The 26,331-nt window shown below is 58.1% G+C and carries 16 protein-coding genes, 2 pseudogenes and 1 other annotated feature; of the genes and pseudogenes, 12 read left to right on the top strand and 6 right to left on the bottom strand.

Going from position 1 to position 26,331, the window contains the following annotated elements:
- Positions 1-59: 59 nt before the first annotated feature.
- From thiL to ACTHJ1_RS09980, 3 genes are all read left to right on the top strand, one after another.
- The gene (thiL, locus tag ACTHJ1_RS09990; RefSeq protein ID WP_440191428.1) at positions 60-1,019 is read left to right on the top strand and encodes a thiamine-phosphate kinase; all 960 of its coding nucleotides are present in this window, start codon (positions 60-62) and stop codon (positions 1,017-1,019) included.
- A 107-nt stretch (positions 1,020-1,126) separates the two neighbouring features.
- On the top strand, positions 1,127-1,636 hold the full coding sequence (locus ACTHJ1_RS09985; RefSeq protein ID WP_440191496.1) for a phosphatidylglycerophosphatase A family protein: 510 nt from the start codon (positions 1,127-1,129) through the stop codon (positions 1,634-1,636).
- A gap of 47 nt (positions 1,637-1,683) precedes the next feature.
- Positions 1,684-2,220: a CinA family protein gene (locus tag ACTHJ1_RS09980; RefSeq protein ID WP_440191425.1), complete on the top strand. Its 537-nt coding sequence runs from the start codon at positions 1,684-1,686 to the stop codon at positions 2,218-2,220.
- A gap of 18 nt (positions 2,221-2,238) precedes the next feature.
- Here the strand turns inward: ACTHJ1_RS09980 and pyrF are convergent, their stop codons facing one another.
- From pyrF to ACTHJ1_RS09950, 6 genes and pseudogenes are all read right to left on the bottom strand, one after another.
- A complete protein-coding gene (gene pyrF, locus ACTHJ1_RS09975) occupies positions 2,239-3,057 on the bottom strand; it encodes an orotidine-5'-phosphate decarboxylase (protein WP_440191422.1) in 819 nt (272 codons plus the stop codon).
- A 10-nt stretch (positions 3,058-3,067) separates the two neighbouring features.
- A complete protein-coding gene (locus ACTHJ1_RS09970; RefSeq protein ID WP_440191419.1) occupies positions 3,068-4,399 on the bottom strand; it encodes an NAD(P)/FAD-dependent oxidoreductase in 1,332 nt (443 codons plus the stop codon).
- 55 nt (positions 4,400-4,454) lie between these two features.
- Positions 4,455-5,369, bottom strand: a complete 915-nt coding sequence (locus ACTHJ1_RS09965) for a YihY/virulence factor BrkB family protein (RefSeq protein ID WP_440191416.1) — start codon at positions 5,367-5,369, stop codon at positions 4,455-4,457.
- 177 nt (positions 5,370-5,546) lie between these two features.
- Complete coding sequence (groL, locus tag ACTHJ1_RS09960; RefSeq protein WP_440191413.1) at positions 5,547-7,190, bottom strand: chaperonin GroEL; 1,644 nt, start codon at positions 7,188-7,190, stop codon at positions 5,547-5,549.
- Positions 7,191-7,227: 37 nt separating this feature from the next.
- Positions 7,228-7,515 (bottom strand): co-chaperone GroES, encoded by a 288-nt coding sequence (locus tag ACTHJ1_RS09955; RefSeq protein ID WP_330916390.1) that lies wholly within the window; start codon positions 7,513-7,515, stop codon positions 7,228-7,230.
- Between the two features lie 374 nt (positions 7,516-7,889).
- Positions 7,890-8,720: pseudogene (locus ACTHJ1_RS09950) on the bottom strand (IS3 family transposase).
- 482 nt (positions 8,721-9,202) lie between these two features.
- Here ACTHJ1_RS09950 and ACTHJ1_RS09945 point away from each other — a divergent pair.
- From ACTHJ1_RS09945 to ACTHJ1_RS09905, 9 genes and pseudogenes are all read left to right on the top strand, one after another.
- Entirely contained in the window at positions 9,203-10,948 is a 1,746-nt protein-coding gene (locus ACTHJ1_RS09945) for an HsdM family class I SAM-dependent methyltransferase (protein ID WP_440191409.1), read from the top strand.
- A gap of 33 nt (positions 10,949-10,981) precedes the next feature.
- Positions 10,982-13,744: a hypothetical protein gene (locus tag ACTHJ1_RS09940; protein WP_440191406.1), complete on the top strand. Its 2,763-nt coding sequence runs from the start codon at positions 10,982-10,984 to the stop codon at positions 13,742-13,744.
- Positions 13,728-17,930: a DEAD/DEAH box helicase gene (locus ACTHJ1_RS09935; protein ID WP_440191403.1), complete on the top strand. Its 4,203-nt coding sequence runs from the start codon at positions 13,728-13,730 to the stop codon at positions 17,928-17,930. The genes ACTHJ1_RS09940 and ACTHJ1_RS09935 overlap by 17 nt, the downstream gene beginning before the upstream one ends.
- Positions 17,931-17,942: 12 nt before the next feature.
- On the top strand, positions 17,943-20,138 hold the full coding sequence (locus ACTHJ1_RS09930) for a hypothetical protein (RefSeq protein WP_440191400.1): 2,196 nt from the start codon (positions 17,943-17,945) through the stop codon (positions 20,136-20,138).
- 11 nt (positions 20,139-20,149) lie between these two features.
- The gene (locus ACTHJ1_RS09925) at positions 20,150-21,025 is read left to right on the top strand and encodes a phospholipase D-like domain-containing protein (protein WP_440191397.1); all 876 of its coding nucleotides are present in this window, start codon (positions 20,150-20,152) and stop codon (positions 21,023-21,025) included.
- Between the two features lie 334 nt (positions 21,026-21,359).
- A complete protein-coding gene (locus ACTHJ1_RS09920; protein ID WP_440191394.1) occupies positions 21,360-22,757 on the top strand; it encodes an AAA family ATPase in 1,398 nt (465 codons plus the stop codon).
- A complete protein-coding gene (locus tag ACTHJ1_RS09915) occupies positions 22,754-23,521 on the top strand; it encodes an HNH endonuclease (RefSeq protein ID WP_440191391.1) in 768 nt (255 codons plus the stop codon). The genes ACTHJ1_RS09920 and ACTHJ1_RS09915 overlap by 4 nt, the downstream gene beginning before the upstream one ends.
- A 174-nt stretch (positions 23,522-23,695) precedes the next feature.
- On the top strand, positions 23,696-25,501 hold the full coding sequence (locus ACTHJ1_RS09910) for a DUF4365 domain-containing protein (RefSeq protein WP_440191388.1): 1,806 nt from the start codon (positions 23,696-23,698) through the stop codon (positions 25,499-25,501).
- A gap of 86 nt (positions 25,502-25,587) precedes the next feature.
- Positions 25,588-26,189, top strand: a pseudogene (locus ACTHJ1_RS09905) (IS3 family transposase); the annotation flags it as partial.
- Positions 25,872-25,988: a sequence feature (AL1L pseudoknot), on the top strand. It overlaps the preceding pseudogene by 117 nt.
- Positions 26,190-26,331: the final 142 nt, after the last annotated feature.

Raw genomic sequence — 26,331 nt, 5'->3', positions numbered from 1 at the left:
GGTGGAGACGATCCGCCCAGGTTCCGAGAACTCAAGGCGTCGTTGGCGCTCTAACTGCTATGGCATCCGAGTTCGATCTCATCGCAAGGCATTTCACGCGCCCCGCGGCTCCCGGGCAGTTGGGTGTGGGCGACGATTGCGCGTTGTTCGACGTTCCCCCTGGGCACCAGGTCGCCGTCAGCACCGACTTGCTGGTCGAAGGTCGGCACTTCTTCCCCAATGTCGATCCGCGTGCCCTGGGCCACAAAGCGCTGGCGGTCAATTTGTCGGATCTGGCCGCCATGGGCGCGCGCCCCGTGGGCTGCCTGCTGGGGCTGGCGCTGCCGCGCGCCGACGACGCCTGGCTGGCGGCCTTCGCACGCGGTTTCCATGACCTGGCCGACGAGGCGAACTGCCCTCTGATCGGCGGCGACACTACGCGCAGTCCCGCATCGCTGACGCTCAGCGTGACGGTGTTCGGCGCCGTCAGGCCGCGCGAGGCCCTGCGCCGCGATGCGGCGTGCGTGGACGACGAAATCTGGGTGTCGGGAGAGCTGGGCGCCGCCGACGTGGCGTATCGCATCCTGGACGGCCAGTTGCCGGCCGACCCGCTGCGTCTGTCCGCCGTGCGCCGCGCGCTCGAATGGCCCACGCCCCGACTGGCGCTGGGGCGCGCCCTGGCCGGCTTGGCGCACGCGGCCATCGATATCTCCGACGGACTGCTGCAGGATCTGGGTCACATTCTCGATTTGAGCCGGGTCGGCGCCGAGCTGCGCTACAGTGCCCTGCCCGTGGCGGCGGGACTCGACGGCCTGGACGACGCCACGCGTCGCCGCGCCGTGCTGGGCGGCGGCGACGTCTATGAACTGTGCTTTACCGCCGCCCCGGCGGATCACGCCCACGTGGTGCAGGCCGCTGCAAAAGCCGGCGTTCGCGTCAGTTGCGTGGGCCGCATCACGGATCGTTCCGGGGTGATCGTGCTTGACGATACCGGGCGGCCTTTGCCAGACTTGCCCCAAGGGTTCGATCACTTCGCTTAAGGCCACGCCACCGCGCGGCCTTCGGGTCGGGCTCATACGCAGCGACTTCTCCTCACATGCCCGAACAGCGCCCCGACCCTCTGACACCCGTTCCTGTTTCCCCCTCGATGCGCGATCGCGCCAAGGTCGCCTTTCCGACATGGCGCTGGACGTGTTCCCGGCTTTACCGCCTGGTGGCCTTCGGTTTCGGCAGCGGCCTGCTGCGGCCCGGATCGGGCACCTGGGGCACGCTGCTGGCCTGGCCCCTGTGGCGGCTGTTCGCGCCGCACATCGTGTCCGACCGCGCCATGGGCATATTGCTGCTGCTGTTCTTTGCCTACGGCTGCTGGGCCTGCTCGCGCGCCGGCGACGAACTGGACGAGCCCGACCATGTGGGCATGGTCTGGGACGAAATGGTGGCCTTCTGGATCGTGCTGTGGCTGGTGCCGCCCACGCTGGGCGCGCAGGCCTTGGCCTTTGTGCTGTTCCGCATCTTCGATACGGTCAAGCCGCCGCCCATCCGCTATTTCGACGCGCGCCTGAAAGGCGGCCTGGGTGTGATGTGGGACGACATCCTGGCCGCGGCCTACACCCTGCTGGTGATGGCGCTGGCCGTGCGTTTTGGCTTCATTGCTTGAGCATCCTGCCCGCAGCAGGACGCCCCGCAGCCACAGGAGAGTCGTTCATGAGTACCCCCGCCACGCTGGTTCTGCCCACCATACAAGGCCTGGCCGAGCGCCTGGGCGCCGTCCTGCTGGAGCAGAAGCTGATGCTGGGCACGGCCGAATCCTGCACCGGCGGCCTGCTGGCCGGCGCCGTCACGTCGGTGGCCGGGTCCAGCGACTGGTTCGAGCGCGGCTACGTCACCTACAGCAACGAGGCCAAGTCGCAGGAGCTGGACGTGTCCGAGGACGTATTGGCGCACTACGGCGCGGTGAGCGAACCGGTGGCCCTGGAGATGGCCGGCGGCGTGCTGCTGGCCGTCGCGCGCGCCCAGGTGGCGGTTTCCACCACCGGCATCGCCGGTCCGGGTGGCGCCACGCCGGGCAAGCCGGTGGGCATGGTGTGCTTCGGTTTTGCGCTGCGTACGCACGGCGGCATCGTCACGCGCGGCGCCACGCATATTTTTCCGGGCGACCGCGCGCAGGTGCGTCACGGCGCGGTGGAGTTCGCGTTGCGCGGCGTGCTCGATATGCTGGGTGCGCCGACGCGGCGCAGCTGATGCCGGGCCGCGGCCCGGTCAGCGTACCGCGTTGATCGCGTCGCGCCGGCCTTTCGCCGCCGCCGCCGCCGCGTCGCGCCAATCGTCGCCCTGGCTGGCATAGATGATGGCGCGCGACGAGTTGATCATCATGCCCGTGCCCGCACTGTCGCGGCCGGAACGCACCGTGGCGGCGACGTCGCCGCCCTGCGCGCCGATGCCGGGCACCAGCAGGGGCACCGCGTCGCCGACCCGCTCGCGCACCGCCGCCAGTTCGTTGGGGAAGGTGGCGCCCACCACCAGGCCGCATTGCCCCGCTTTATTCCACGTGTCGGCCACAAGGCCGGCCACGTGCAGGTACAGCGGCTGGCCGTCGGCCATCTTCAGAAACTGCAGGTCCGAGCCGCCGGGGTTGGACGTGCGGCACAGCACGACGATGCCGCGGTCTTTCCAGGCCAGATAGGGTTCGACCGAATCCAGGCCCATGTACGGGTTGACCGTCACCGCGTCGGCGCCATAGCGTTCGTAGGCCTCACGCGCATAGTTCTCGGCGGTGGAGCCGATGTCGCCGCGCTTGGCGTCGAGCACCAGCGGTATGTGGGGGTAGGCGGTGCGGATGTGGTCGCACAGCGCTTCGAGCTGTTCTTCGCCGCGGTGCGCGGCAAAGTAGGCGATCTGCGGCTTGAAGCTGCTGGCATAGGGCGCCGTGGCGTCGACAATGCCGCGGCAGAATTCGAAAATCGCATCGGACCTGCCCCGCAGTTCGGCGGGAAAGCGCTGCGGATCGGGATCCAGGCCCACTTGCAGCAGCGAGTCGCTGGCGGCCCAGGCGTTTTGGAGTTTTTTCAGGAAGGTCATCGGGAAAGGCTTAGTGCAGCTTGACGCGGGGCTGCGTGCGCCGCATCAGTAGGCGCGCCAGCGCCAGGGCGGCCGTGCGCCAGAAACCGAGCACGGCACGGTGGTGCATCAGGTGCAGGCTCATGTACATCCAGCGCGCCAGTGTACCGCTTACGAAAAGCCCCCGTCCGCTGAGCTTGCCCATCAGGCTGCCCACGCCGGCCTCCCGGCCCAGCGACACCAGGGAGCCATTGTCGCGGTACACATAAGGCTCGCCGCTGTCTTCGCTCTCGCCCTCGTCCTCGCCCTGAACGCGCGCCAGGATCTTGCCGGCCAGGTAGTCGGCCTGCTGGTGCGCGGCCTGCGCGCGGGCGGGCACGTTCTTGCCTTCTGCCCACGGCGCCGCGCAGCAGTCGCCCAGGGCCAGGATGTGCGGGTCGGGGGTTTCCAGCCGCGCGTTGACCTCGAGCTGGCCCAGGCGGTTCAGCGGCAGGCCGAGGCTTGCCAGCACGGGCGGCCCCTGGATGCCGGCGGCCCATACGCACAGATCGGCGGGAAAAGTGCGCCCGTCGGCCGTATGCACTTCGCTGGGCGTGATCTGCGCCACCCGGCATTGCGTCTCGACCTGAATGCCCAGTCTGGCCAGACGGGCATGGGCGGCGCGCGAGATCTTCTCCGACAGGGGCGACAGAATGCGCGGCGCGCCTTCGACCAGCGTGATCGCCAGGTCCCGCTCGGGTTCGAAGTTCCTGAGCCCATAGGCGCTGATCACATGGCTGGCCTCGCGCAGCTCCACGGCAAGCTCCACCCCGGTGGCGCCGCCGCCCACGATGACCAGCCTCAGATGCGCCTGCGGGTCGCTGGCTCGGGCCTGGTCGACCTGGGCCATGTTCTTGAGCATGGTCAGGCGAAAGGCCTCGGCCGCGTCGGTGGAGTCCAGCGTGACGGCATATTCCGCCGCGCCAGGCGTGTTGAAGAAGTTGGAGATGCTGCCCAGTGCCAGCACCAGGGTGTCGTAATGCAGCTCGCGCTCGGGCAAGATGGTCTGCCCCGCGGCATCGACGACCTTGCCGATGCGGATCATGCGCCGCTCGCGGTCCACGGCCAGGAGCTCGCCGCGCGCGAAGGTAAAGCCGCGCATATGCGCCAGCATCAGATAAGACAGGCCTTCCTGGTGGATGTCCAGCGTGCCGGCGGCCACCTCGTGCAGCGACGGCTTCCAGATATGGAAGGGGCGGCTGTCGACCAGCGTGACCTTGCTCTGGCCCAGCGTCTGGCCGAGCCGCGCGGCCAGTTCCAGTCCGCCCGCGCCGCCGCCCACGATCACAATGCGGGGCGTGCCGGATGAGGTGGGGGAATCCATGTGCTTTCCTCGAATCATTCGGTGCGCGGCGCCTGCCCACGCGGGGATGGAAGGGTCAGGGTTGCGCGGCAGCCTGCGGGCCGTATTGCTCGCGGAAGGGCCGGCTGAAGCGCAAAGCGAATTGGCGCGTAAACACCGCACCGAAGAAAAAGATCTGCGCCGAGTAGTAGATCCACAGCATGAGCGCGATCAGCGAGCCCGCCGCGCCGTAGGCCGATACGGCGCCGCCCTGGCTCAGGTAGAAGCCGATGCCCCACTTGCCCACCAGAAACAGCGCGGCGGTGACGACGGCGCCGGGAATCACGTCCACCCAGGCGATCTGCAGGCTGGGCAGCAGCTTGAACACCACGGCAAAAAGCGCCGTGACCAGGCCGAACGAGAAAATATTGGACAGCCAGCGGGCGATCAGCACCAGGGTTTCCTGGCTCCATACATGGCCGTAATAGCGCTGCGCCGCGCCCAGCGCCCCGTTCAGCGCCAGGGACAGCAGCAGGAATATCGCCAGCACCAGCACCAGGCCGAACGAAGCCATCCGGCTTTGCACCATGCCGTGCAGGGCGCTCTTGGCCTTGTATTTCACCTCCCACAGCTCATCCAGGCTGGCCTTGAGCTCGGTGAAGGCCGTGGTGGCGGAAAACAGCAGCACGCAGATCGACAGCAGGGCGGCGATCCAGCCGTTGTTGGATTCGTGGGCGCTGGCCAGCACGGTTTGAATGACGTCCGCGCCGCGCTGCCCCATGATGCCGCGCACCTGCTCGAACAGCTCGGACCGCACCGCCGCCTCGCCTAAAAAGAAGCCGGCCACCGCGATCACCAGAATCAGCATGGGGGCCAGCGAAAACACCATGTACAGCGCCAGCGCTGCCCCTTTGCTGGCGGCGCGGTGGCGCACCCATTCGCGCGCGCAGTCGGCCATCATTCCGCCGAGTTCGGAAGGGCGGGGGAGGCGAAAGTGCGACGTGACGGACATGGACGGTTCCGGAAGTCTGACGTTGTGCCTATTGTAGGGGCTTGCGCTGCGACGCATCGAGGTCGAACGCAAATCGCGCGCCCATGAAAAAACCCTCGGTCGTGAGGTTCACAACCCGAGGGTTTTGTTTGGACGGGGCAGGCTGCACGCCTGCCCCGGCACGGCGGTTGGACTCGATTAGAAGTCCATGCCGCCCATGCCGCCCATGCCGCCGCCGGGCATGGCGGGGGCAGCGGGCTTGTCTTCGACCAGCTCGACCACGGCAGCTTCGGCCGTCAGCAGCAGGCTGGCGACGGAGGCGGCGTTTTGCAGGGCGGTGCGGGTGACCTTGGTCGGGTCCAGCACGCCTTGCTCGACCATATCGACGTACTGGCCGGTCGCGGCGTTGTAGCCGTAGTTGCCCTTGCCGTTGAGCACGTTGTTCACCACAACGCTGGCTTCTTCGCCAGCGTTGGCGACGATGGTGCGCAGGGGCTCTTCGACAGCGCGCAGGATCAGCTTGATGCCGGCGTTCTGGTCGGGGGTGTCGCCTTGCAGGCCGGTGATGGCTTGCTTGGCGCGCAGCAGCGCAACACCGCCGCCAGCCACCACGCCTTCTTCCACCGCAGCGCGCGTGGCGTGCAGGGCGTCTTCGACGCGGGCCTTCTTTTCCTTCATTTCGACTTCGGTGGCAGCACCGACGCGGATCACGGCAACACCGCCGGCCAGCTTGGCCACGCGTTCTTGCAGCTTTTCGCGGTCGTAGTCGGAGGTGGCTTCCTCGATCTGCACGCGGATCTGCTTGACGCGTGCTTCGATGTTGCGGCTGTCGCCGGCACCGTCGATGATCGTGGTGTTTTCCTTGGCCACTTCGATGGTCTTGGCCTGGCCCAGTTCAGCCAGGGTCGCCTTCTCGAGCGACAGGCCGGTCTCTTCCGAGATCACGGTGCCGCCGGTCAGGATGGCGATGTCTTCGAGCATGGCCTTGCGGCGATCGCCGAAGCCAGGCGCCTTGACGGCGGTGGTCTTGAGGATGCCGCGGATGTTGTTCACCACCAGGGTCGCCAGGGCTTCGCCTTCGACGTCTTCGGCGATGATCAGCACCGGACGGCTCGACTTGGCCACTTGCTCCAGCACGGGCAGCAGGTCGCGGATGTTGCTGATCTTCTTGTCGTAGATCAGGACATAGGGGCTGTCCAGCGTGGCGACTTGCTTGTCGGGGTTGTTGATGAAGTAGGGCGACAGGTAGCCGCGGTCGAATTGCATGCCTTCGACGACGTCCAGCTCGTTTTCCAGCGACTTGCCGTCTTCGACGGTGATGACGCCTTCCTTGCCGACCTTGTCCATCGCGTCAGCGATGATCTGGCCGATCGAGCTGTCGCTGTTGGCCGAGATCGAGCCGACCTGGGCGATTTCCTTGCTGGTGGTGACCGGCTTGGAGATCTTTTGCAGTTCGGCGACAGCGGCGGTGACCGCCTTGTCGATGCCGCGCTTCAGATCGATGGGGTTGAAACCGGCGGCAACGTACTTCAGGCCTTCCTGAACGATGGCCTGGGCCAGCACGGTGGCGGTGGTGGTGCCGTCACCGGCGTTGTCGGAGGTCTTGGACGCAACGTCCTTGACCAGCTGGGCGCCGATGTTCTCGAACTTGTCTTTCAGTTCGATTTCCTTGGCGACGGACACGCCGTCCTTGGTGACGGTCGGGGCGCCGAACGAGCGCTCGAGCACGACGTTGCGGCCCTTGGGGCCGAGGGTGGTCTTGACGGCGTTGGCGAGGACATTCACGCCGCGGACGATGCGCACGCGGGCGTCATCGCCGAACAGAACTTGCTTGGCAGCCATTTTTCAGCTTCCTTCTTGAATTCGGGTTAAAGCGGAATTACTGGATCACGGCGAGGATTTCGTCCTCGCGGATGACGAGCACTTCGTCGCCATCGACCTTGACGCTCTGGCCGGCATACTTGCCGAACAGCACCTTGTCGCCAACCTTCAGGTCGACCGGCAGGACCTTGCCGTCTTCGGTTCTCTTGCCGGGGCCGACGGCCAGCACTTCGCCTTGGTCGGGTTTTTCAGCGGCGCTATCGGGAATGACGATGCCCGAGGCAGTCTTGCGCTCGTTGTCCAGGCGTTTCACGATCACGCGATCGTGCAGGGGACGCAGGGCCATTTGGAACTCCTAACTCAGTAAAAAACCAATGGATTGGGTGTTGGTGACACGGGAGGCCGAGGTTCCTGGAGCCAGGAGGCGGAAGGAGGTGTTAGCACTCACCGGTGACGAGTGCTAATTATAGGGGCGGGGCGGGGAGGTTCAAGAGGGGGAATGCTGGACTGTTACAAATTGGATTGTTATCGAAAGTCAGCCTAGTCGAAATCCCCGAGTTGTCGAAAGTCAGCCTAGTTGGAATTTTGGTCAGCTCAATTGAAACTGGTGACATATTGAATCTTCAGGTGTGGAGTTACCAGGATTTAGTGGACACCTGATTTCCGCTTGCGATGAGCGGCTTCAAATTCGTTCGGACTGACACCGCCAAGATGGCTGTGTCACCGTACAGGATTGTAGAAATTATCAATGTATTCGACCAGGTCAAGCGTGGCGGTTTCACGGTCGGCATAGATGCGCTTCTTGATGCGCTCCTTCTTCAAACTGCTAAAAAAAGACTCCGCCACTGCGTTATCCCAACAATTCCCTCGCCTGCTCATGCTCGGCTCTAGATGATTGGCCTTGCAGAAACGCCGCCAAGCATCGCTACCGTACTGCGTGCCCTGATCTGAGTGGATCAAGGTATTTCGAGGGCGGCGGCTTCATACTGCTTTGGCAATAGCATCAAGCACCAGTTCGCGGTGAATGGTTGGCCGGACAGCCCAGCCAACGATCTTTCTTGAAAATAAATCCATTACTACGACCAGATAAAGCCAGCCTTGCCAAGTCCGGATGTAGGTGATGTCTGTTACCCAGGCTTCGTTCGGTCTCGACACCGTGAATTGCCGTTGCAGTAGGTTAGGAATCAGCGCCGGCGGCTTGGAGACCGGGATATGGCGTATGCGGTATCCGTGCAGTGCACGTAAACCGTTCTCTCGCATCAGACGTGCAACCCGGTGCTTGCTGCATGTCTCTCCACATTCACGCAAGTCTTGCAGGATTCTCGGGGCACCATAGATGCCATGACTGGCGGTGAAGGATGCCCGGATCAGCTTTAGAAGCCGAGCATCTTCCTGTGCCCGGTCAGATACTGGATGATTAAGCCATGCGTAGTAGCCTGTTCGCTGAACACCGAGAACTCGGCACATGGTCGTCACATTGAATTCGTCGCTATGCGATTCAATGAACTTGTATGCCTGTCTTATTTTGCTGGGAGCCTTGGTTTGAGACATGGCCGCCATCCTCAGTCACTGGTTGGATGCTACCCCTGTCCACTAAATCCTGGTAACTCCATGCCCAACTTGCAATAAGGAACTCATTGCAGGTTCAAACTTGGAGGGGTTTGAACCGGAGCTCATTGAAGAAGCGCTTGAAGAAGAACGGAGATTTGAGACGTGGCTTGGTATGTGTGACGCCGAGTACCGGGAGTACGTGTATGAGCAAATCTTCAATCGAGATGATATGCCCCGGGATTCAGTACGAAGTTGATTTGGTGTTAGGAGTAAAAATATTCTCTCGCTTTAGCTAAGTAATTCTAGGTTGATGAGTTTTTATGCAACAAGATCGACCATAAACTCGGCATAATTCGGTGATAAACAATTTTGCTTTCTCACGAAAGAGCCTACAAAGCCGCGGCTCGGGAGGGAGGCATGACGGCAAGGTTGTCAATTGATGAGACGAATACAGTAGTAAATGGGAGTAGGAACTAAGTTTGATGGCGTCGTTGTCAAAACTGTCCATTACGCGACACATTCGGGCCCTCGGCCAAGTCGCCGAGAAGTGCGGGTGTGACGCGTCGGCGCTCGTCGGGACGGTGCTTCGTCTTTGGTGTAAGGCAGCATTCCCTGCGCTGCCGAAGCCGTCCCTCCCTTATTCAAAGATCCTCGCCAACGAGCCACAGTTATCGGCCTTCGTGGTGATTCTGGGCCAACTGAGCTTTCTCGATGCGACGTACTGGCTGAGTTCCTCCTATGCCATTCTGGCCGATGAGGGCTATCGGAAGAAGCTGGCGATGTTCTTTACGCCGGCGTCGCTTACTGAGGGACTGCTTGCCGACCTTGCTGAGCAGGGTGTCGACTTCGGTAGTCAGTCCTTTGTGGACCCGGCCTGTGGCGGCGCAGCCTTCTTGGCCCCAATTGCGCTACGCATGCGAACGGTGCTAGCGGATAGTGGATTCACAGCGCTTAAGACTCTTAAGCACATTGAGAAACATCTCTACGGTTGCGACCTGGATAAGACACTATGCGAGTTGTCTAAGCACTTCCTGTGCATGGCCCTGCACGTGGAAATCCAGAAGACGGGCTACGTTCCATCATTCAGCATCCACATGGCCAACTCTCTCACCAATCCGCCCGCTCGACTCGGTACGGTAGATGTCGTCGTCTGCAATCCGCCGTACCGCAAGATGACTGCCGTGGAGCTGGAGCCGTTGCGCGACACTTACGTTGATGTCATTGAGGCGCAGCCGAATCTCTACTGTCTTTTTATCACTCTCTGTGTTCGCTTGCTTCGGGTTGGAGGACGAGCCGCACTGGTTACCCCGACCAGTTTCTTGTCTGGGCAGTACTTCGGACGGCTGCGCAAGTTTCTCATCCGCAACACCGACATTGAACATATTGGTATGGTCAGCGAACGTCAGGGTGTGTTCATTGACGTCGAGCAAGAGACGGCTTTGACGGTACTGTGTCGCCGTGCTGAAGAGGAGCGTACTCAGGTACAGGCCAATGTCTCTGTCGTTTCGGGAACAGGAAAATACACAAGCGTCGGTGAATGCACCTTGCCGAACGCCGGCTTCGTGTGGCCTATTCCGCGGTCTGTCGAGGACATCGATCTACTTAAGACTGCCGCCTTGTCACGATTCCGGCTGTCCGACTATGGCTACCGGGTTCGTATCGGGTCATACGTTTGGAATCGCGATAAGCGGCCCAAGTTCGAGTCGCTTCAGGATGCCAGAAAGGTCAAGGCGCACACAGCGATGCCACTCATGTGGTCGCGGGATATTACCCCGGGTGGCATCGTTAGATTGGAGGACACATCCTCCTACGATGGCGAGCATCGCTTCGTCGACCTCGGCGACAAGAAGCACACATCTGTAGTTATGTCGCCATGCGTGGTCGTGCAGCGGGTGACGTCCAACGACCAGCCTCGACGCCTTGTGGTGGCCGCTGTGTCGCCTGGCGTCTTTGAGACATATGGCGGGTTCATTGGCGAAAACCATGTTGTCATTATTGAGGCTGTCAGTGATAAACCGATCTTGCCTCCCACTAAGCTGGCGAAGCTTCTAGGCCAGCACGCAATCGACCGATACTTCCGGTGCATTTCTGGGGCTACCAACGTTTCGGCGTTTGAACTCAATCAGCTTGCACTGCCTGATCCAAAGAAACTTCGAGAAAGCCTTGCTAAGGGGAAATCGATGGATGAAGCAGTAAACCAAGCATTCGGGTTCGTTTCCAAGAGATGAATAGACAAGGCAAGCAACTGTTCGGACTTTCTAATGCCTCAATTCAAATCACTGGAAGACCGCCTAACAGATCAAGCGAAGGCGCGCGAAAAACAAGCCGAACGGGCTCGTAAGTATGCCGCTAAGCCTGTAGGAGGGAAGCTGCCAACGGCCAAATCACGTGCAGTGCCGTCATCCTCTCCCCAGCCGCCGGCTCCAGTGCGTCCGCTGCGGCCGTGGGCGCAAGCTCGTGCCGGCGATGCTCACATAACTTACCAATCACGGACCGCGAACGAGAAAGTGGTCATGCAGCCGTGGACAAAGGATCTCGTGAGCACAGTACTCGCGGCCGCCGACCAGGGAGGCGTGACGCTGTGCCTGGTCTGGCCGGCGAAGATAACGACACTGCCGCTGTTGCACGCGCTGGCCAACTTCGAGCGTGTTTTCGCCAGGGATCTGCGTGGTCTTCGCACTTTGCTCTATCCAGGTACCTATTCCTGCCGTGCGTCGCTGTATGGCGTGCTCGCTAATCGCAAGACACTTAGCGATTTCTATCGGACGCTGTGGGTGCAGCAGGCGAACGGCATCACTGAACCGGAATCGTGTACAGAATCACCGGCGTTCCTCGCTGCTTTGTCGGCATTGAATGACCTCACGCAACACACGCCGGAAAGCCCGAGTCCCTCTCTAGCGGAACTCGTTCCGACATTTATTTTTGATTCTGCCAAGCGAGTGTGGACCACGACGGCGTCTAGCCCGCTAGAACGCACCCTCGCGAAGGTTGAACGTTTGGCGCATCGACGCGACTTGCGCAAGAAGGTCAGTCTCGAGTGGGACATCCCCGACAAGGCGCCGGGTGCTCTCATGGTGCTGCACCACACGGCGAAGAGGGAGTCGTGGCGGACAGCCTTGGCCACTCAAGCATTGAAGGGTAATGGTCATCCGGAGGTTGTGCTGCTGGATGCAACGGATACCGCGATGAGTACAAACTACGCCGCGGTCAAACGAATCCCCGACTTCCTGTCATTTGCACGAGAAAATGGCTTTTCCGAAACGGGGGCCGTCATCGTGACTGACGACCCAAAGACCTTTTTCATCTTGCGGTCGCAACTTCGTAATTCTGTGAGTGCGCTCTCAACGAGGGTATGGGCCGCTGAATCCGAAGAGGCGCTACTTTCGGCTCACCCGGTAGCGACGGATTGGCAGCCCGCTCAACGCAGCAACTCGAACTTTAGTGTGGGCATCGTCGACCGGGATGCGTCCCAGCTTGCGTTGGCATTCCAGCGTCTGACTGCGGCGGCAGGTGGCGAAGAGAGTTCTGCTTACCAGGCTCTGCTCGAGGCCTGCATGTACGTCTTACGGCTGTCGAATATGCCAGCGGGATATGCTGACTTAACCGCGGCGACAGCGGAAACCGGTGAAAGCGATTACGGCAACCAGAAGAATGCCTGGACTCCTGTAAAACTCAAACTCACCGCAGCGCTTGACTCAGGCGCGTTGAACCAAGTGCGCGATGCTGTTGACGGTTCGATCTCACGAGCGGAACAGCTTATCGATGACTGGAACGATGCCACGCCGATGGCGTCACGCATGCTAGCTGAAGTTCGCAAACACGCCGTCGTCGGTAGGCAGGATATTTCGCTAGTGCTGCCGAGCAATCGATATGTGCGGTTGGCGCATCGCTTTTTGCAGCGAAAGCTGGGAGAAGATTGGGTCGCTGCCGAAGAGCGTATTGAATGGCACACGCTCTCAGCAGTCGCTAAGACGCTCGCTGGCGACCGGAAAGGAAGGCATTTCACCTTCGTTGGTATTACCTCCGACGTGCTACGTATCCTTATGACGCATCCGGAAGTCCCGCACGGTACTGCGGTGCTAGTTGCCTATCGTCAGGCCGAATCCGCGCTGACGACTCTCATTAGCATGAAGGAGGTCGATGCGTTTAAGGCCTACCGCGGACGTATCGGTCTACTGGCTCAGGAGATAGAGCGGCGCCTCGCAGAGGTTCCGAACCCGCTGGTCATCAACAAACTCCGTGAGATGCCTCTGACTTTCAAGTTCGATGACAATGGTCAGAATGGCGAGCAGGCGTACTACAAATTCGAACTGGAGGGTGGTGGCCGGGTATATGCCTCTGGTTGGGTCTATCGTTACGTACCCGATGAAGATCCTCCGTTCCGTCGTGCTGCCGCTAGTGAATTCCAGCCCGGTGAATTTATTTTTGATATGAGCGACGAGCTGCGCGCCAAGTTGGAGTCGTCATTGCAGCTGAATGGCGACGGTATCAGTTCGGTAGTGGATTCTGGGCGGATATTACTCAAGCTGTACCACGACGATGTTCAACGGCGTTGCTTATTGATGTTCAAGTCAAGGAAGCGATCGGCGCTGGCGCGAGAAATTCATGCCAAGATGGTTGAGCTGGATCCTAAGGCCACAGATTGCCGGCCGGGTCGTGTGTATTACTGGTTGGCTCTGCAGGCAAAAGATGACACGCGACCTCATGCATCAAAATATGCCAAGTACTTTAAGGTCTTCTGCAAGGCCTTAGGTATGAGTGATGAGACAGCCGAGCAGAACTGGTGTTTTGTGCGCAACGCGCGGCGTCTGAATCAGTATCTCGGGCGGGAGTTGGTTGCCCGATATGCCGAAATTCTCTTTCAACCCGAGAGTGCTGCGACCTATCGCAAGGTTCCCGAGAACGTTATCCGGGAACTGCAGCAGGAGGCGCTACGCTGCGTCTATCGCGTCGAGCACATTGTGCCACCACAGGTGCGCGTGACCACAAGCAAGAAGGGAGAGAAAAATGCCTATTCGCAGTAAGAATCCCCGTGACATTCATCCGGTTTATAAGGAAGCCGTGGTAGATAGTCTGCTTAACGGGCTGTCGGCACGACTCGCTGGTCGAGGTGACTTCTATAAAGTCATTTACGGGGCTAAGCCCAGTGGAGTGTTGATGTCGGAGTTCATCGTGCCGATGCCGGTCGACGAACGTGGTGGCGACGAGGAGGCAGACCCCATCCGCATTAGTGCGCACGGTATGGATTTTCAGATTCGCTCAGATGTCACAGATACTAAACTGAGCGTGTCCCTGACAGGAGCGGTATACGTCCGCATTCTGCCGACTGAGGATGAGGTGAAGCCTGGGGGGAGGCTGGAAGCTACATTTCCCTTGACGCGTGAGGCTCGTGCCAACATTCGCAGTAAGGTCAAGGATGCGCTAGCGAAGCTTGTTGCCGAGCTGCCCGGTGGTAAGACGCATCCAGAGTGGGCCGCGAAAAGCTATGAGGCCCGCAAGGGCGCATACGAGTCGATGGGCTTGCCGTTTGACAACAAGTTAGACCGTGCTCCAACAGAGGAGGAGGCCGGTGACGAGAATGCCGAAGATGAGAGCGGCGAAGGCGGCGAGGAGGGAGAGATTCGTCCAGTCCAAGAGGTCACCGTTAGAGGGGCTACACCTGATGGCCTGGCTGAAGATGTTCCTCCTCCGCCGAAGTGGCTTCGGCTCGAACTCACCCTACCTTCCCTGGAGTTCACCCCGGTCACAGCCGAGGTAGACGCCAAGAAGGCGACAGATGTGCTGAACGAAGCCGTCACTAAGCAGCTCGTCGACTGGGCGGCTAATACGGATCCTGAAATCGGTGGAAAGCTCTGGGGGTATAGGCGCACACGAGTTCGGCCGTCCGACGTGCGAGACTGGAAGGGTTACCTGGAACGGGTACGTGCTTCGAACCTTGCCGTCATCCTCCCCAAACTTGACCTACGCTGGGTGATTCAGGCAGTGCCTGACCCTGTTGACGCAACCCGCATGACGATTCATGTGGCTTTGGAAAATTGGACCGATCCGCTCACGAAGTCTAACTTCAAGGAATTGGAACCCTCATTTTTCCAGGTTTCGGTAACTGTGGCTGTTCCTGCAGCTGACCACCAGTTCCTGTGCTTGGACCGCGTCAAGCCGTCCTACCGGTACAACCAGTACCTCAAGTACCCAGCGCTAGGGTTCAACGGGGGCATTATTCTGACTGTCGACGGAGCGCAGCACCGGCTGACTACCACTTGGGCTCCACGCTACGTGCTGCCCCGAATCATCCCGACCGACGGCGCCGTTGAGCGCAACATCGAGAAGTTGTCCCAGCCTGATTGCCTGGCTGGCCTGGAACCCCTCATTGTGGCCTATGAGGCATGGTTGACCAGGGTTGAAAAGCATCCCGTGGACCAAGGCATCGACGGCCCGAGTGCAGCAGAGAAACTGGCGGTTGAGAAGGAAAAACTTCACTTGGATCTCGCGGCCTGGCGCAGTGAACTGGGTGCTATCCGCTGCGGCTTGGACATTCTCGAGACGTCCCGCGCGAATTGGAGCGGTCCTGGCGTGCAGAAGTCGCCGCTTGGCATCCCGTTCGAAGCCTGGGTGTCGATGAACACAGCCATGGCCAAGGTGGCCAAGTCGAAAGGCTATGATGAGTGGCGGCTATTCCAGCTAGCCTTCATCCTAGCGTCTATTCCAGCTTTCGCGACGCGCATCCCAGAGTTCCACAGTTTCTACACGCCCGACGTTGCCAAGCACGCCAATGCCGTGACGCTGCTGTACTTCTCGACTGGCGGTGGGAAGTCTGAGGCTTTCCTGGGTTTGCTTGCATTCGTGCTCTTCTTCGACCGCCTCCGGGGCAAGAACAGGGGCGTGTCGGCGCTAATGCGTTATCCGTTGCGTCTTCTTACCCTACAGCAAGCGCGCCGCACTTTCGCGACGATGGGTGCGGCTGAGGAGGTTCGACACACGCGCGGACATTCAGGCGAACCGTTCTCGCTTGGGTTCTGGGTGGGTGGCAGTAATACACCAAACTGGCATTCTGAGGATGGCTACACAGAAGTACCTACTGATAACGAAGTCGCCCTGAGTGCAGAATCCAAGCACAAGGATATCCAGCCTTACAAGAGTGCTCGTGAGCGCTGGTTGAAGCTGTCGTCGTGCCCGTTCTGTGGCAACAAGGACGGCAGTCTGCTGGCACTTCGTCGCCACTCGGGCGCCGGTGCCAACGCGATGGGGCATTACTGCAGCGCATCGAAGGAAAAGTGTTCCTGGAACGCCCGATTCGCTAAGCCGACACCTTTGCCCTTCTACATCGTAGATGAAGACATTTACGGCCTGGCCCCGTCCGTTCTGCTGGGCACCGTGGACAAGCTCGCCGCCATTGGTCAGTCGCAGGGGACCATTCGCAAGTTCTTTGGCATGTTCGGATTTGCACCATTGGTCGAGAACGATAGTGAGCGCCTGTACGTGCCGATGAAGCCCAAGGACTGGGATGGTCATCCAGGCGCGGGCACTCGTGCGCTGTTTCCCTCGTTCGTTTCAGGTGAAAAGAGATTCTTCGACCCGTTCCCTTCACTGCTAATTCAGGACGAGGCCCACTTGTTGGACGAGTCACTGGGGACGTTCTCGGGCCTGTTCGAATCTGCGCTGGAAGCAGCTCTCGACGAACTCTCGCCGTTGCTGAAGGGCCACCTCTCGTATGAGCCCGAGTCAACCGTCCGTCGAAAAATCAAGGTAATTGCCGCGTCGGCCACGGTTAGCGAGCCACAGCGCCAGATGCGCAACATCTATCAGCGTGACAACACGGTCCAGTTTCCGTATCCGGGGCCGACCCTCTACGATTCGTTCTACGCGACGCCCCTTCAACCAGATGCCTCGCCAAGTGATATCGAACGTGCTGCCATCCCCGTAGGCGACGTGGAACTGCGCAGCCACTGGGCGCGTGTCTATGCCTCGATCCTGACTAACGGCCATCGCCACACCGTGGCGATGGCTTCGGTGCTCGGGCACTACCATCTCATGCTCACCGGTTTATATGAGCGCTTACGCAGCGAGGACCCGACCAACGAGGAAGCGGCCCGTAGCGAGCTAATTCGATGGACGTCGCCTGGGCCTTTGCAAACGCAGTTCGTCCGGCTCCTGACGGAGGCAGATGCTGCGACATTGCTAACACTAGTGGATCTTCACCGCATCGCTCTGACCTACGTTACCAACAAAAAGGGGGGAGACCAGGTTATCGATACTGAAAAGGTTCAGTTCGAGAAACTTCACCAGGCCGAAGGATACGTCAATCAGTCCCTAAACTCAGAGCTAATTTCTGGGGCGGTATCCGCTGCCGACATCCAGGACATCGTCCGGCGGGCCGAAACCCGTGTTGGCGTCAACAAACCATTCCCAGAGCTTAACGAAACTCTGCGCTCGGTAATTGCCACTTCCGCTATCTCGCACGGTGTTGACGTGGAAGAGTTCAATTCGATGTTCTTTGCGGGCATCCCATCGGACATTGCAGAGTACATCCAGGCATCGTCGCGCGTGGGACGTACGCACGTTGGCTTCTCGTTGCTGGTGCCCGTTCCACAACGCTATCGAGACCGGTTCGTGCTGGAGGTGCACGACATTTTCCATCGGTTCCTGGAGCGGATGATTTTGCCGGCGGCTGTTGACAGGTGGGCCGAAAAGGCGCTGGTTCGGGTGATGCCGAGCTTTTTCCAGGAGTACGTCTGTGGCATGAACGCCATCGAACGTCTGTGCGCATCGGATGACGATAAAAAACGCAATAGCCCTACATTTTCTATGGCGTCCGATGTGCGCGACTTTCTTGGAGTACCGGCGAATATGAGGACCACCGAGACATTCATGGAAAAGGCACTCGGTCTGTCCTTCTCTCCGTCCCCCGAAGGGAGGAGCTACTACCGCTCACTGCTTAAAGGGCAGCTCACCCACTACCAGCAGGTCTTGGGCGTCGATCGGTTGGTGAATCATACGCACTTGGTCCAGTTTTTCGCGACGCGCAATAGTCTGCTGCGGCCAATGACGTCGCTACGTGATGTGGATCAGCCCGGTCTTATCCATGAGTCGAGCGTTGATGCGTCTTACAGACGTGTGGCTGATGGAATGACCGCTCGAGCAATGACCTTCATCCGACGAGGATCCGGCGCTGACATCGATTCGACGGATAACGCTACGGAAGCACGGAGCTGAGGGAGAAATAAGATGGCAAAAGCAAAAACAATGAACCGCTCTCGCAACCAACTTTCGACGGCCTACGCTCCAGAGAGCTTCTTCACCTTCGAGGGTGGGATGGGAGCATGCATCGCTCGCTCTTCGGCTGGTGAGCCGATCCCGCTGTCGGAGTCGACCATGGACTTGGTGTTCGAGCGGATGAACGAACTCGGGCGCGCCTGGTTCAACACCGCTTCGTCCGCGCGTGACGGTGATGCGACAAAACCGCGGATTCTGCCGGCCCAGTGCGTCGACCAGGCCTTGCTAGATCCAACCAGGATGGGGTTCCAGCTACCGGGCCAGGACCGCTTCTATCTGTGTCGGCCTTCACACATGGAGTACACCCCGGCACCTCTAACGTTCGTTTGCCGTACTTGTGGAATGTTCGAGGACTATGAAACCCTCGCTGAGTTGGACAGAAACATCGAGAATTTGACCCCCGACAACTGTCCCAATCTAAAGAAGAAGGGCCAGTGCGATTGGGAGCAACTCGATGTCATCTTTGTGCACTGGTCCGGTCGCTGGGAAGCTGCCTTTCCGGGACAATGGCACTGGAGCGATCACGATGCCAAGGTTGTCAAACGCTATGACAACTGTGTCTGTGGAAGCTCTCAATTCAAACTTAATCGGCGCTCGTCTAGCATCGGCGATTGGTTCTTCGAGTGCGCTGCCTGTGACAAACCGTTGTCGCCTAAGTGGTTGCAGAACGACAGGGACACTTTGCGCATTCTTGGACCGGCCATGGGCCCAGACCGGCTGACAGAAGTGCGGATGCAGGCGACACCCTATCGCGCGTCGAGCGCGTACTACGTCAAGTCGGATCTATTCATCGATTTCAAGGATGGCAGCCAGCAGCTACTAACCAGACTACGGCCCGGGCGGGAGGCAGAACTTAAGGACTTCGTTGCCAAACAATATGGGTTTTCCGCTCAGTCCATTACGGTCGAGGACGTACAGAAGGCATGTGAGGGCAAGTCGGAGTGCGCCAAAGATCTGGCGGACTACCTAACCGCTGTGGAGCAGATTAATAAGCTTGAGGGACTCGATGAGCCGATGCGAACGATGCTCAAGGGAACCGTTGAGATGGCATACAACAGTCGGCAACGGATTCTAGATGATCTCCGTCGGCGAGAGATTCTGCTGCCCAAGGTGGACGTTCCAGTGTCTGTTGTCTCGAATCTTCAGAACAGACAATCGATGTTCGCATCCAAGTTCGACCCTTTCCGCTTGGCTGTCGAGCACGCAGCGCTCAAGAGTACGCGCCTGGATGTGGAGACGCGGACTAATGGGAAGAAACCGTACGTGTCTTTCACTCGGTTGGATGAAGATCTGGCGCCAGAGAATAAGGACAAAACAGACCAGGTGCAGGATGCAACGGGCGCGTTGCTAGACAAACTTGGTATTGAGGACATGGGTATTATCCGAGAGTTCGACCTGTGTCGCTTCAGCTTCGGCTACTCACGCATGGAATCGACCCCCATCCTGCGAGAAAAGCGGGGTATGGACATGCCGGTTCGCCTTAATCTGTTTCCGCCAGTGAAGCAAAACGACAGTACACGGTACCCCGTCTACGTCGTGCAGCAGGGGAATGAGGCCCTATATGTGAGGCTCAAAGAAGAACTCGTTCTTAAATGGCTGTGCAGCTTGAAGTGCCCGGACATGTTCACTCTGAATGTGGGTGAGAAGATTGGCGCTGGCTTGCTAGGCGCGGCGCAGCCAATGAGTCCGTTCTTGGATAGCTTGCCCGAGACGACGACACCTCCAGTTTACTTTTACCTGTATACCCTGTTGCACAGCTTTTCACATGTGCTGATGAAGCATGTGTCGGAGTACTCCGGGCTGGATCCGGGGTCACTGGGTGAGTACATCTTCCCTGCTGACCTAGCCTTTGTCGTATACCGCAACGGCACGACTATGGATCTGGGCAATCTGTCTGCGCTTTGGCGCAATGCTGGTACGGCGATGTTGACAGCGATGCTTGGCTCCAAGGCAACGCAGTGCGGCACGGGCTCTCTGTGCACGGAGCGTGGTGGTGCATGCCCTGACTGCGTGATGATGCCGGAGACAACTTGCATTGCTGGCAACAAACTCCTTTCGCGGTCAGTTCTGCGGTCTATCGGTGGTCGGCCTCGTCTCGACAAACGAGGTGTGCCGATTCGCGGCTACCTTGATATGGTTAAACCGTAAGTCAGTGAGCAATGTCTACCCAAAAACTAACCGCGTTCGAACAAAAAATCTTGGCGGGTCTGGCTGAGAAGGCGGGCCTTGCGGCGGCGTTGCTGGAGGCTTGGGCGGGCTTGCCCACCGACTCCGTGCAGTCCGCTCGTTCGCTCGTCGATGCGGCTCAATTGGGTGTGACCGAAGAAAGCGCAACACAAAGTTTGCTCGAGCGGTCAGTCGGACTAGGGCTCATTGAACCGACGCTGGTCGGGTTCAAACCGCGCAGCGGGGCGCATGCGCGTTTCCAACGCATAGCCTTTGCCCTTCATGCCGTCGAGCATTATCGATCGTCCGTACACCGCGATGCGACTGTGGTGCAAGTTGTGCTCACCAAGCCACCGCGGCCTAGTGTGCTGGAGCAAAAGCTATCGGCACTGGGTTGGCGAATTGCCGATCTGGAGCCCACTGAGCACGCCTTCCACGGTATGGTTCGAGCGGCCCAGCGCCGTGTGGTCGTTATGACGCCTTTTTTTGACAGTGTTGGTGCGGCCTGGCTACAGGAGCTGTTGTCATATGTGTCTCCGAGGGTCGAGTGCATCTTGATTCTTCGCAGTCTGGAAGACAACACGCGGAAGGACTATCCGTTCGGGTTCGATGTTATTTCGACATGGTTAAAGACACAGGGCATTCGGGTATTCAATTACTCGATTCCACGCATGAGTGGTGGGCGGGAGACCTTTCATGCTAAGGCAGTACTGTGCGATCGTAGTGCGGCCTACCTCGGATCATCGAACGTAACGGAAGCCTCCCTCGAGCACTCGATGGAGATGGGTGTCGTGTTGGAGGGGCGTGCCGCTGCTGGTGTGGCTGAGGTGATTGATGCTGTTCTGGACGCTGCCACCCCTTGGATTTGAGTTGCTCTCCCGCAAGAGAGATAGCGAATTAGGGTTAGATTCGCTGCAGGTTACAGAGATAGAGTTCGATTATTCGTTGGGGCTGGGAATGCATGTTTGGGGCGAGACTGAGCGTGTGGGCAGTCGTGTGATAGATGCTGCGATAGACATTTCGGAGATTATTAATATTGGAAAAATAAGGATAATCTTTGACAAACTATTGATTTTTGTGAAGTTCGTGAAGATAGATGTCTTGAACTCTAGGAAGCATAGTGATCTCTATTACGAATTCGGGCTAATTCTGGTTTAAGGTCAACAGTCCGGTTGGTCTGGCTAGCAGATAGAGGATTTTTAAATGGCACTTCTGCGTTCGTTCTCGCTTCCATTTTATTCATCTCAACCGATTCAACTTGCTCGCGGACGCCAAAAGAACCGTGTCTCTGTCCTTCTAGGTATAAACGGAACTCAAAAGAGTTCAATTCTGCGAGGGCTTCTTGAGGACGTCTTATTTTCGCAATCCAATTCGGAAGTGAGATCTACTAAGAATCAGAGTTTGAGCTGTGATGCGAAATGGTATGTGGTGCCAGACCGGGTTGTTGCGATTTCTTCTGCAGCGACTGATCGGTTTCCTTCCAAGTCGGGTTTTGGTGGAGGCCGTATCGTTACGAAGTACGATACATTCCAATACGCTTATGTTGGCCCTCGAACTGGTCGGAACATCGTCAGTCGTTCTCAAAGCATTCAGTCATTGCTATCAGAATATCTACAGGCGGTTTCTACTCCGGCATCAGTCGGAAAATTTATCGACAAACTGTCGAAAAAAACATCGGTTCCATCTGCAATAAAGATGCGGCTACAAGGCCGACCTCGAGATCCCGGTCCTGCTCGGCCGGCACGGACTTTGTCATTTGATACGCTCATGACGGCCGCAGGTACTAACTTATATTCGATGAGTCGATCGTTGCGCTGGTCTAAATTTATTGAGGAAGCCCAGAAAGATCGATTTCTCATGAGTGAATCAAAACGACTTTTCGATCTACTCGTCACCCAAAAGAGTAGTCGTGGAGTCGAAATTGAAATCGATCTGAGATCATCTGAACTTTTAGGGATATCTGGGATTGATCCTCGGGCAATTCATTTTGGATTGACTGTTGGATTTGTTGGGTTAGAAGGCGTTGAATTTCTGGCTTCAGGTTTGCCTCCAATTCAACCCGACGCCTTTAGCGCGGGTCAGTGGGGCTTGTTTTCATCGTTGACTACTGCCGCTCTAGCGGTGAGAGACCGCACGTTGCTCTTGATCGATGAGCCAGAGAATGCACTACATCCTGCCTGGCAGCGAGAGTACCTTACCGAACTTCATCGAGCGATTTCTCACTGTAAAGGGTGTCATGTAGTTATCGCTACGCATTCGCCGCTAATTGTCAGCAGCCTCGACGTCAAGAAGGCCGATTTGGTTGGCCTTCAATTTGCTGATGATGGTAGTGTGGCCGCCGCACCTCTTGAAGTTCCCACGGGATGGCAGGTGACCGATGTCCTGGAAGATATTTTCGACCTCCCCAGTACGCGTTCCCCCGGAGTCGTTTCAGAGATCGAGACGGCGATGAAGTTGATCACTGAGGGGGTTGACCAGAACATTTTGTCGTTGCGAAGGGTTGCGAAGCGGTTGATGCCACTGCTCAATTCGCTTCCGGAAGACGATGTGGCGCGACAGGTAATAAGTTCAATTTGCCGCGTGAGCAGGGTTGCAGAGTGACTATAGGCTACGACAAGCTTCCTGTATGTGTATGGACCGGATTAGATGCCGTCGCCGTTGTCAAGTACACCAAGAAAAAGAAGAGTACCGACTGGGTGAAACCAACATTAGCTGAGGTGCGTACCCGGTTGCGAGCGCGGTTGCTTAGGACCCAGCGAAACGCATGTGCTTATTGTCGACGTATCATTTCAGTGGAGCTTGGGCACCACGAAATAGATCACATCTTGGCCAAAGGTTTGTCGGACTATGCTCGATTCACATACGAGCGTCTGAACCTTGTGGCCACTTGCAAGCGTTGCAATCGAAATAAGGGCGACCACAACCTTCTTCTCTCTGCGCTGACAGCAGAAGATTCGTATCCACAGGGTATCGACGATTACCTATGGGTACACCCATATCTGCACAAATACTCCCAACACATCCGAATACGCGAGGGAATGCTGTTTGAAGCAATAGGGAATAATAAACAGCACGCGAGAGGCAAAGCTGTGATCGAAACGTGTAAGCTCGACACTCTTTCCGGAGTTGAACGCAGACGTGCGAGCGAGATCGCCAATTATGCTGCTAATGCGGTCAACGCCATAACTGACACGATTGGAGCACATCGTCAATTGGACGATCGAGCTTTGGTAACGCTGTTGCGCAGAAATCGGCGAGAATTGGCTCGCTTGGCGCGAGCTGCTGTTGAACGACTGGTCTCTGCATATCGACACTGCAGATTCGAGGACTTTGCTCGAGAACTCAAAGCGGCTGGTCTACAGTAATGTTGAGTATCTGATAGGCGGGCATGCTTCTATTCTATGGATTGCTACGTTTTCAACCTAGAAGAAGCACCATGAACCGAAGAACGTTCAGAAGCGCTTTCAGCTCAACCATAATTCCATCGGAAGATGCTTCTCCGCTGCGTCGACGGCTGGACTCGAGTTCAGGAAAATAGAATGCGCCCACAAAGCCACGTTATTGGTGATATAGGGCAGGCGACGGTGGCTCTTGCCTTCAAAAAGTGGGGGTGGACTGCGAACATCTGCCAAAGCGACTACGGTGAGGATCTGGAGTGCCATGTATTCGCAGATCACCAGCGGACACCGATCTATTTCCGGTGCCAGGTAAAGTCCTCTGCGGACGCCGCCAAACATGTCCGCAGGAAATCATCGGGAGATTTTAGCGTTAGCATCGCCGACTCTCTTTGTCGAGAATGGCTGCTTGCGTACTTCCCGGTACTCTTGGTTGTCTATGATGATACCGATGGAATAGCGTACTGGGTGAACGCTACGGACGCTGTCAGAGCGCGACTGAGCGGTTTAGCCAGGAAGTCGCTGACACTTAGCGTGCCAGTCAAGAACTGCCTTGTTGACGGCAGGGATGCTATCGCGGCTCAACTATCTGGCTTTTATACAAAGCTGTTCCGGATTCAGTCCGAAAAGCTGGAACGAACCGTCCTTCCGCTACTGATGCCCCGGTATCGAAATCTCTCTTATCGGGATTCCGTCGGTTATACGCCAGTTGTCATCGGATCTTCAATGACAGTCGAGCCTAGAGTGTTTCATCGTGACGACATGCCCTCTTGGACAGCGAGTCTTCGATCACTCGATTCACGTGTGTTGCACGGATTGGAGTTTCGAGCACCCCATACCGAACTTGGAACCTTCACAGAGCGTATGGTGATGGCGGTTGAGAACTCATTCGAGGATGCCCAACTAGAAGATTCAGAGTGGTTATCGTTCGTGTGCGGGCCGCTTCATTATAGTGTGGAAGCAGAGTCAAGAAATTCCTCCATCTTGCAGCGTAATCTCACTGGGTGGCAGAGCTATGCATACGTTGGTGGTCGTTTAGTTCATGATCATGATTACGCATTCCGAGCGCCTGACGCATACATGCGCCAAATTGGTCGACGGGCTCGCAGTTGGGATGGGTATTTCTACGTTTCTCTCGAGAGTGACATCGCCGTTCAACTAATAGCAGGGACCTGTTCGAGTCCTGCAGATGCTGCGAATCCACAGACCCTGCGAGAGCACGCCCGAGCGCAGTTCATGCCGTGGCGGTGTATGACTTCGGATATCGATGTGCTACAGAGTCTGTTGAGCGCATTAGACCTGGCGTTTCGTCCACTCGAGAAGTCCGACGAGAGTGAGAACGGCTGGGTTTCGGGTGCAATCTGCACTACGCTATTCGAGCCGAGTATTGGCCTATTCTCTCAAGCCCGAAATTGGCGCGAACTTGAACACGGTAGTGTGCAAACAAGGTTGGCAGAGTCCGATCTGATTGAGCGGCTACCGGGTAAGCATGGCGATCCCGTCATTGGAAAGCGTTTGGAAGGCGAGCTGATGGACGCTTTTCAAGAAGCACCGAGCCAATGGCTTATATCGGGCCCCGATGCAAGAACGGGACTACCGCTTGACCTGAGCGACCGCCGAGTTATCGTGCAGCGGCTTCACGTGAATGGCAATGCTCAGATTGATCATGCAGAACGTCTCGAAAGACTTAGCCAAGAGTTGAACGCAATATCAGAAGGTTCGATCAAGACGTCGCTTTCTTGGCAGCAAGGCACTTTCGAACGCATTGCGATCGTAACGGCTGCATGGACGCCCAGGCTTTATGACTCCTCAGCAGAATCGCTCGAGCGTGCTTCGTTCGCGATCATCAAGGCGTTCGACGAAGTGCTTCCTCGATCAAGTTCAACCAGTTCAATCGAAGTGCTTCGGTTCCAAGGCGAGATCTACTTCCAAGGGGATCGGATGTTCTGAGTTCTTCAGGCCGGCATGTCATCCTTGCTAATGCGGTGAACCGCCCCGGGTTTTGCGGAGGCTCCAACTCTTGAGAGAATGGAGCCATGAGCAAGAACAATGCGAACAAGTTTTCCCCGGAAGTGCGTGAACGAGCGGTGCGCCTGGTGCAGGAGCACCGTACGGACTACCCATCGCTGTGGCTGGCGGTCGAGTCAATCGCGCCGAAGATTGGTTGTTCATCGCAGACCCTGCTGACCTGGGTCAAGCGCCAAGAGATCGACAGTGGCAAGCGCGAAGGGCTGACGACCAGCGAACGCGACGAACTCAAACGGTTGCAGCGAGAGAACAAAGAGCTGCGCCGGGCCAACGATATCCTGCGCACGGCCAGCGCTTTTTTCGCGCAGGCGGAGCTCGACCGCAAGTTCAAACTGTAAACGCCTATATCGACCGGCACCGCGATGCTTACGGGGTCGAGCCGATCTGCAAGGTGTTGCAGGTTGCCCCGTCCGCTTACCGGCGCCATGCTGCCCGCCAGCGTGATCCGTCGCTGCGCAGCGCTCGCGCCCAACGCGATGACCATCTCAAGCCCCAGGTCCATCGGGTTTGGCAGGAGAACCTGCGGGTGTACGGCGCGGACAAGGTCTGGCGGCAGCTGAACCGCGAGGGTGTTGTGGTGGCCCGCTGTACGGTCGAACGTCTGATGCATGCGTAAGCTTCCCCGTGCGGTAGACAGTCGTCAGTAGAATATTCGGAGCCTCCCCCGTTAGGAGTCTCCCTTGAAGAAAACCAGATTTACAGAAAGCCAGATCGTTGCCGCGCTGAAGGAAGGTGAAGCCGGTGTACCGGTG

The sequence above is a fragment of the Bordetella sp. genome (genome assembly GCF_051960075.1).
Taxonomy (GTDB): Bacteria; Pseudomonadota; Gammaproteobacteria; order Burkholderiales; family Burkholderiaceae_B; genus Bordetella.
The sequence above is the reverse complement of the archived record's forward strand: the minus strand, read 5'-3'. Positions and strand labels throughout refer to the sequence as shown.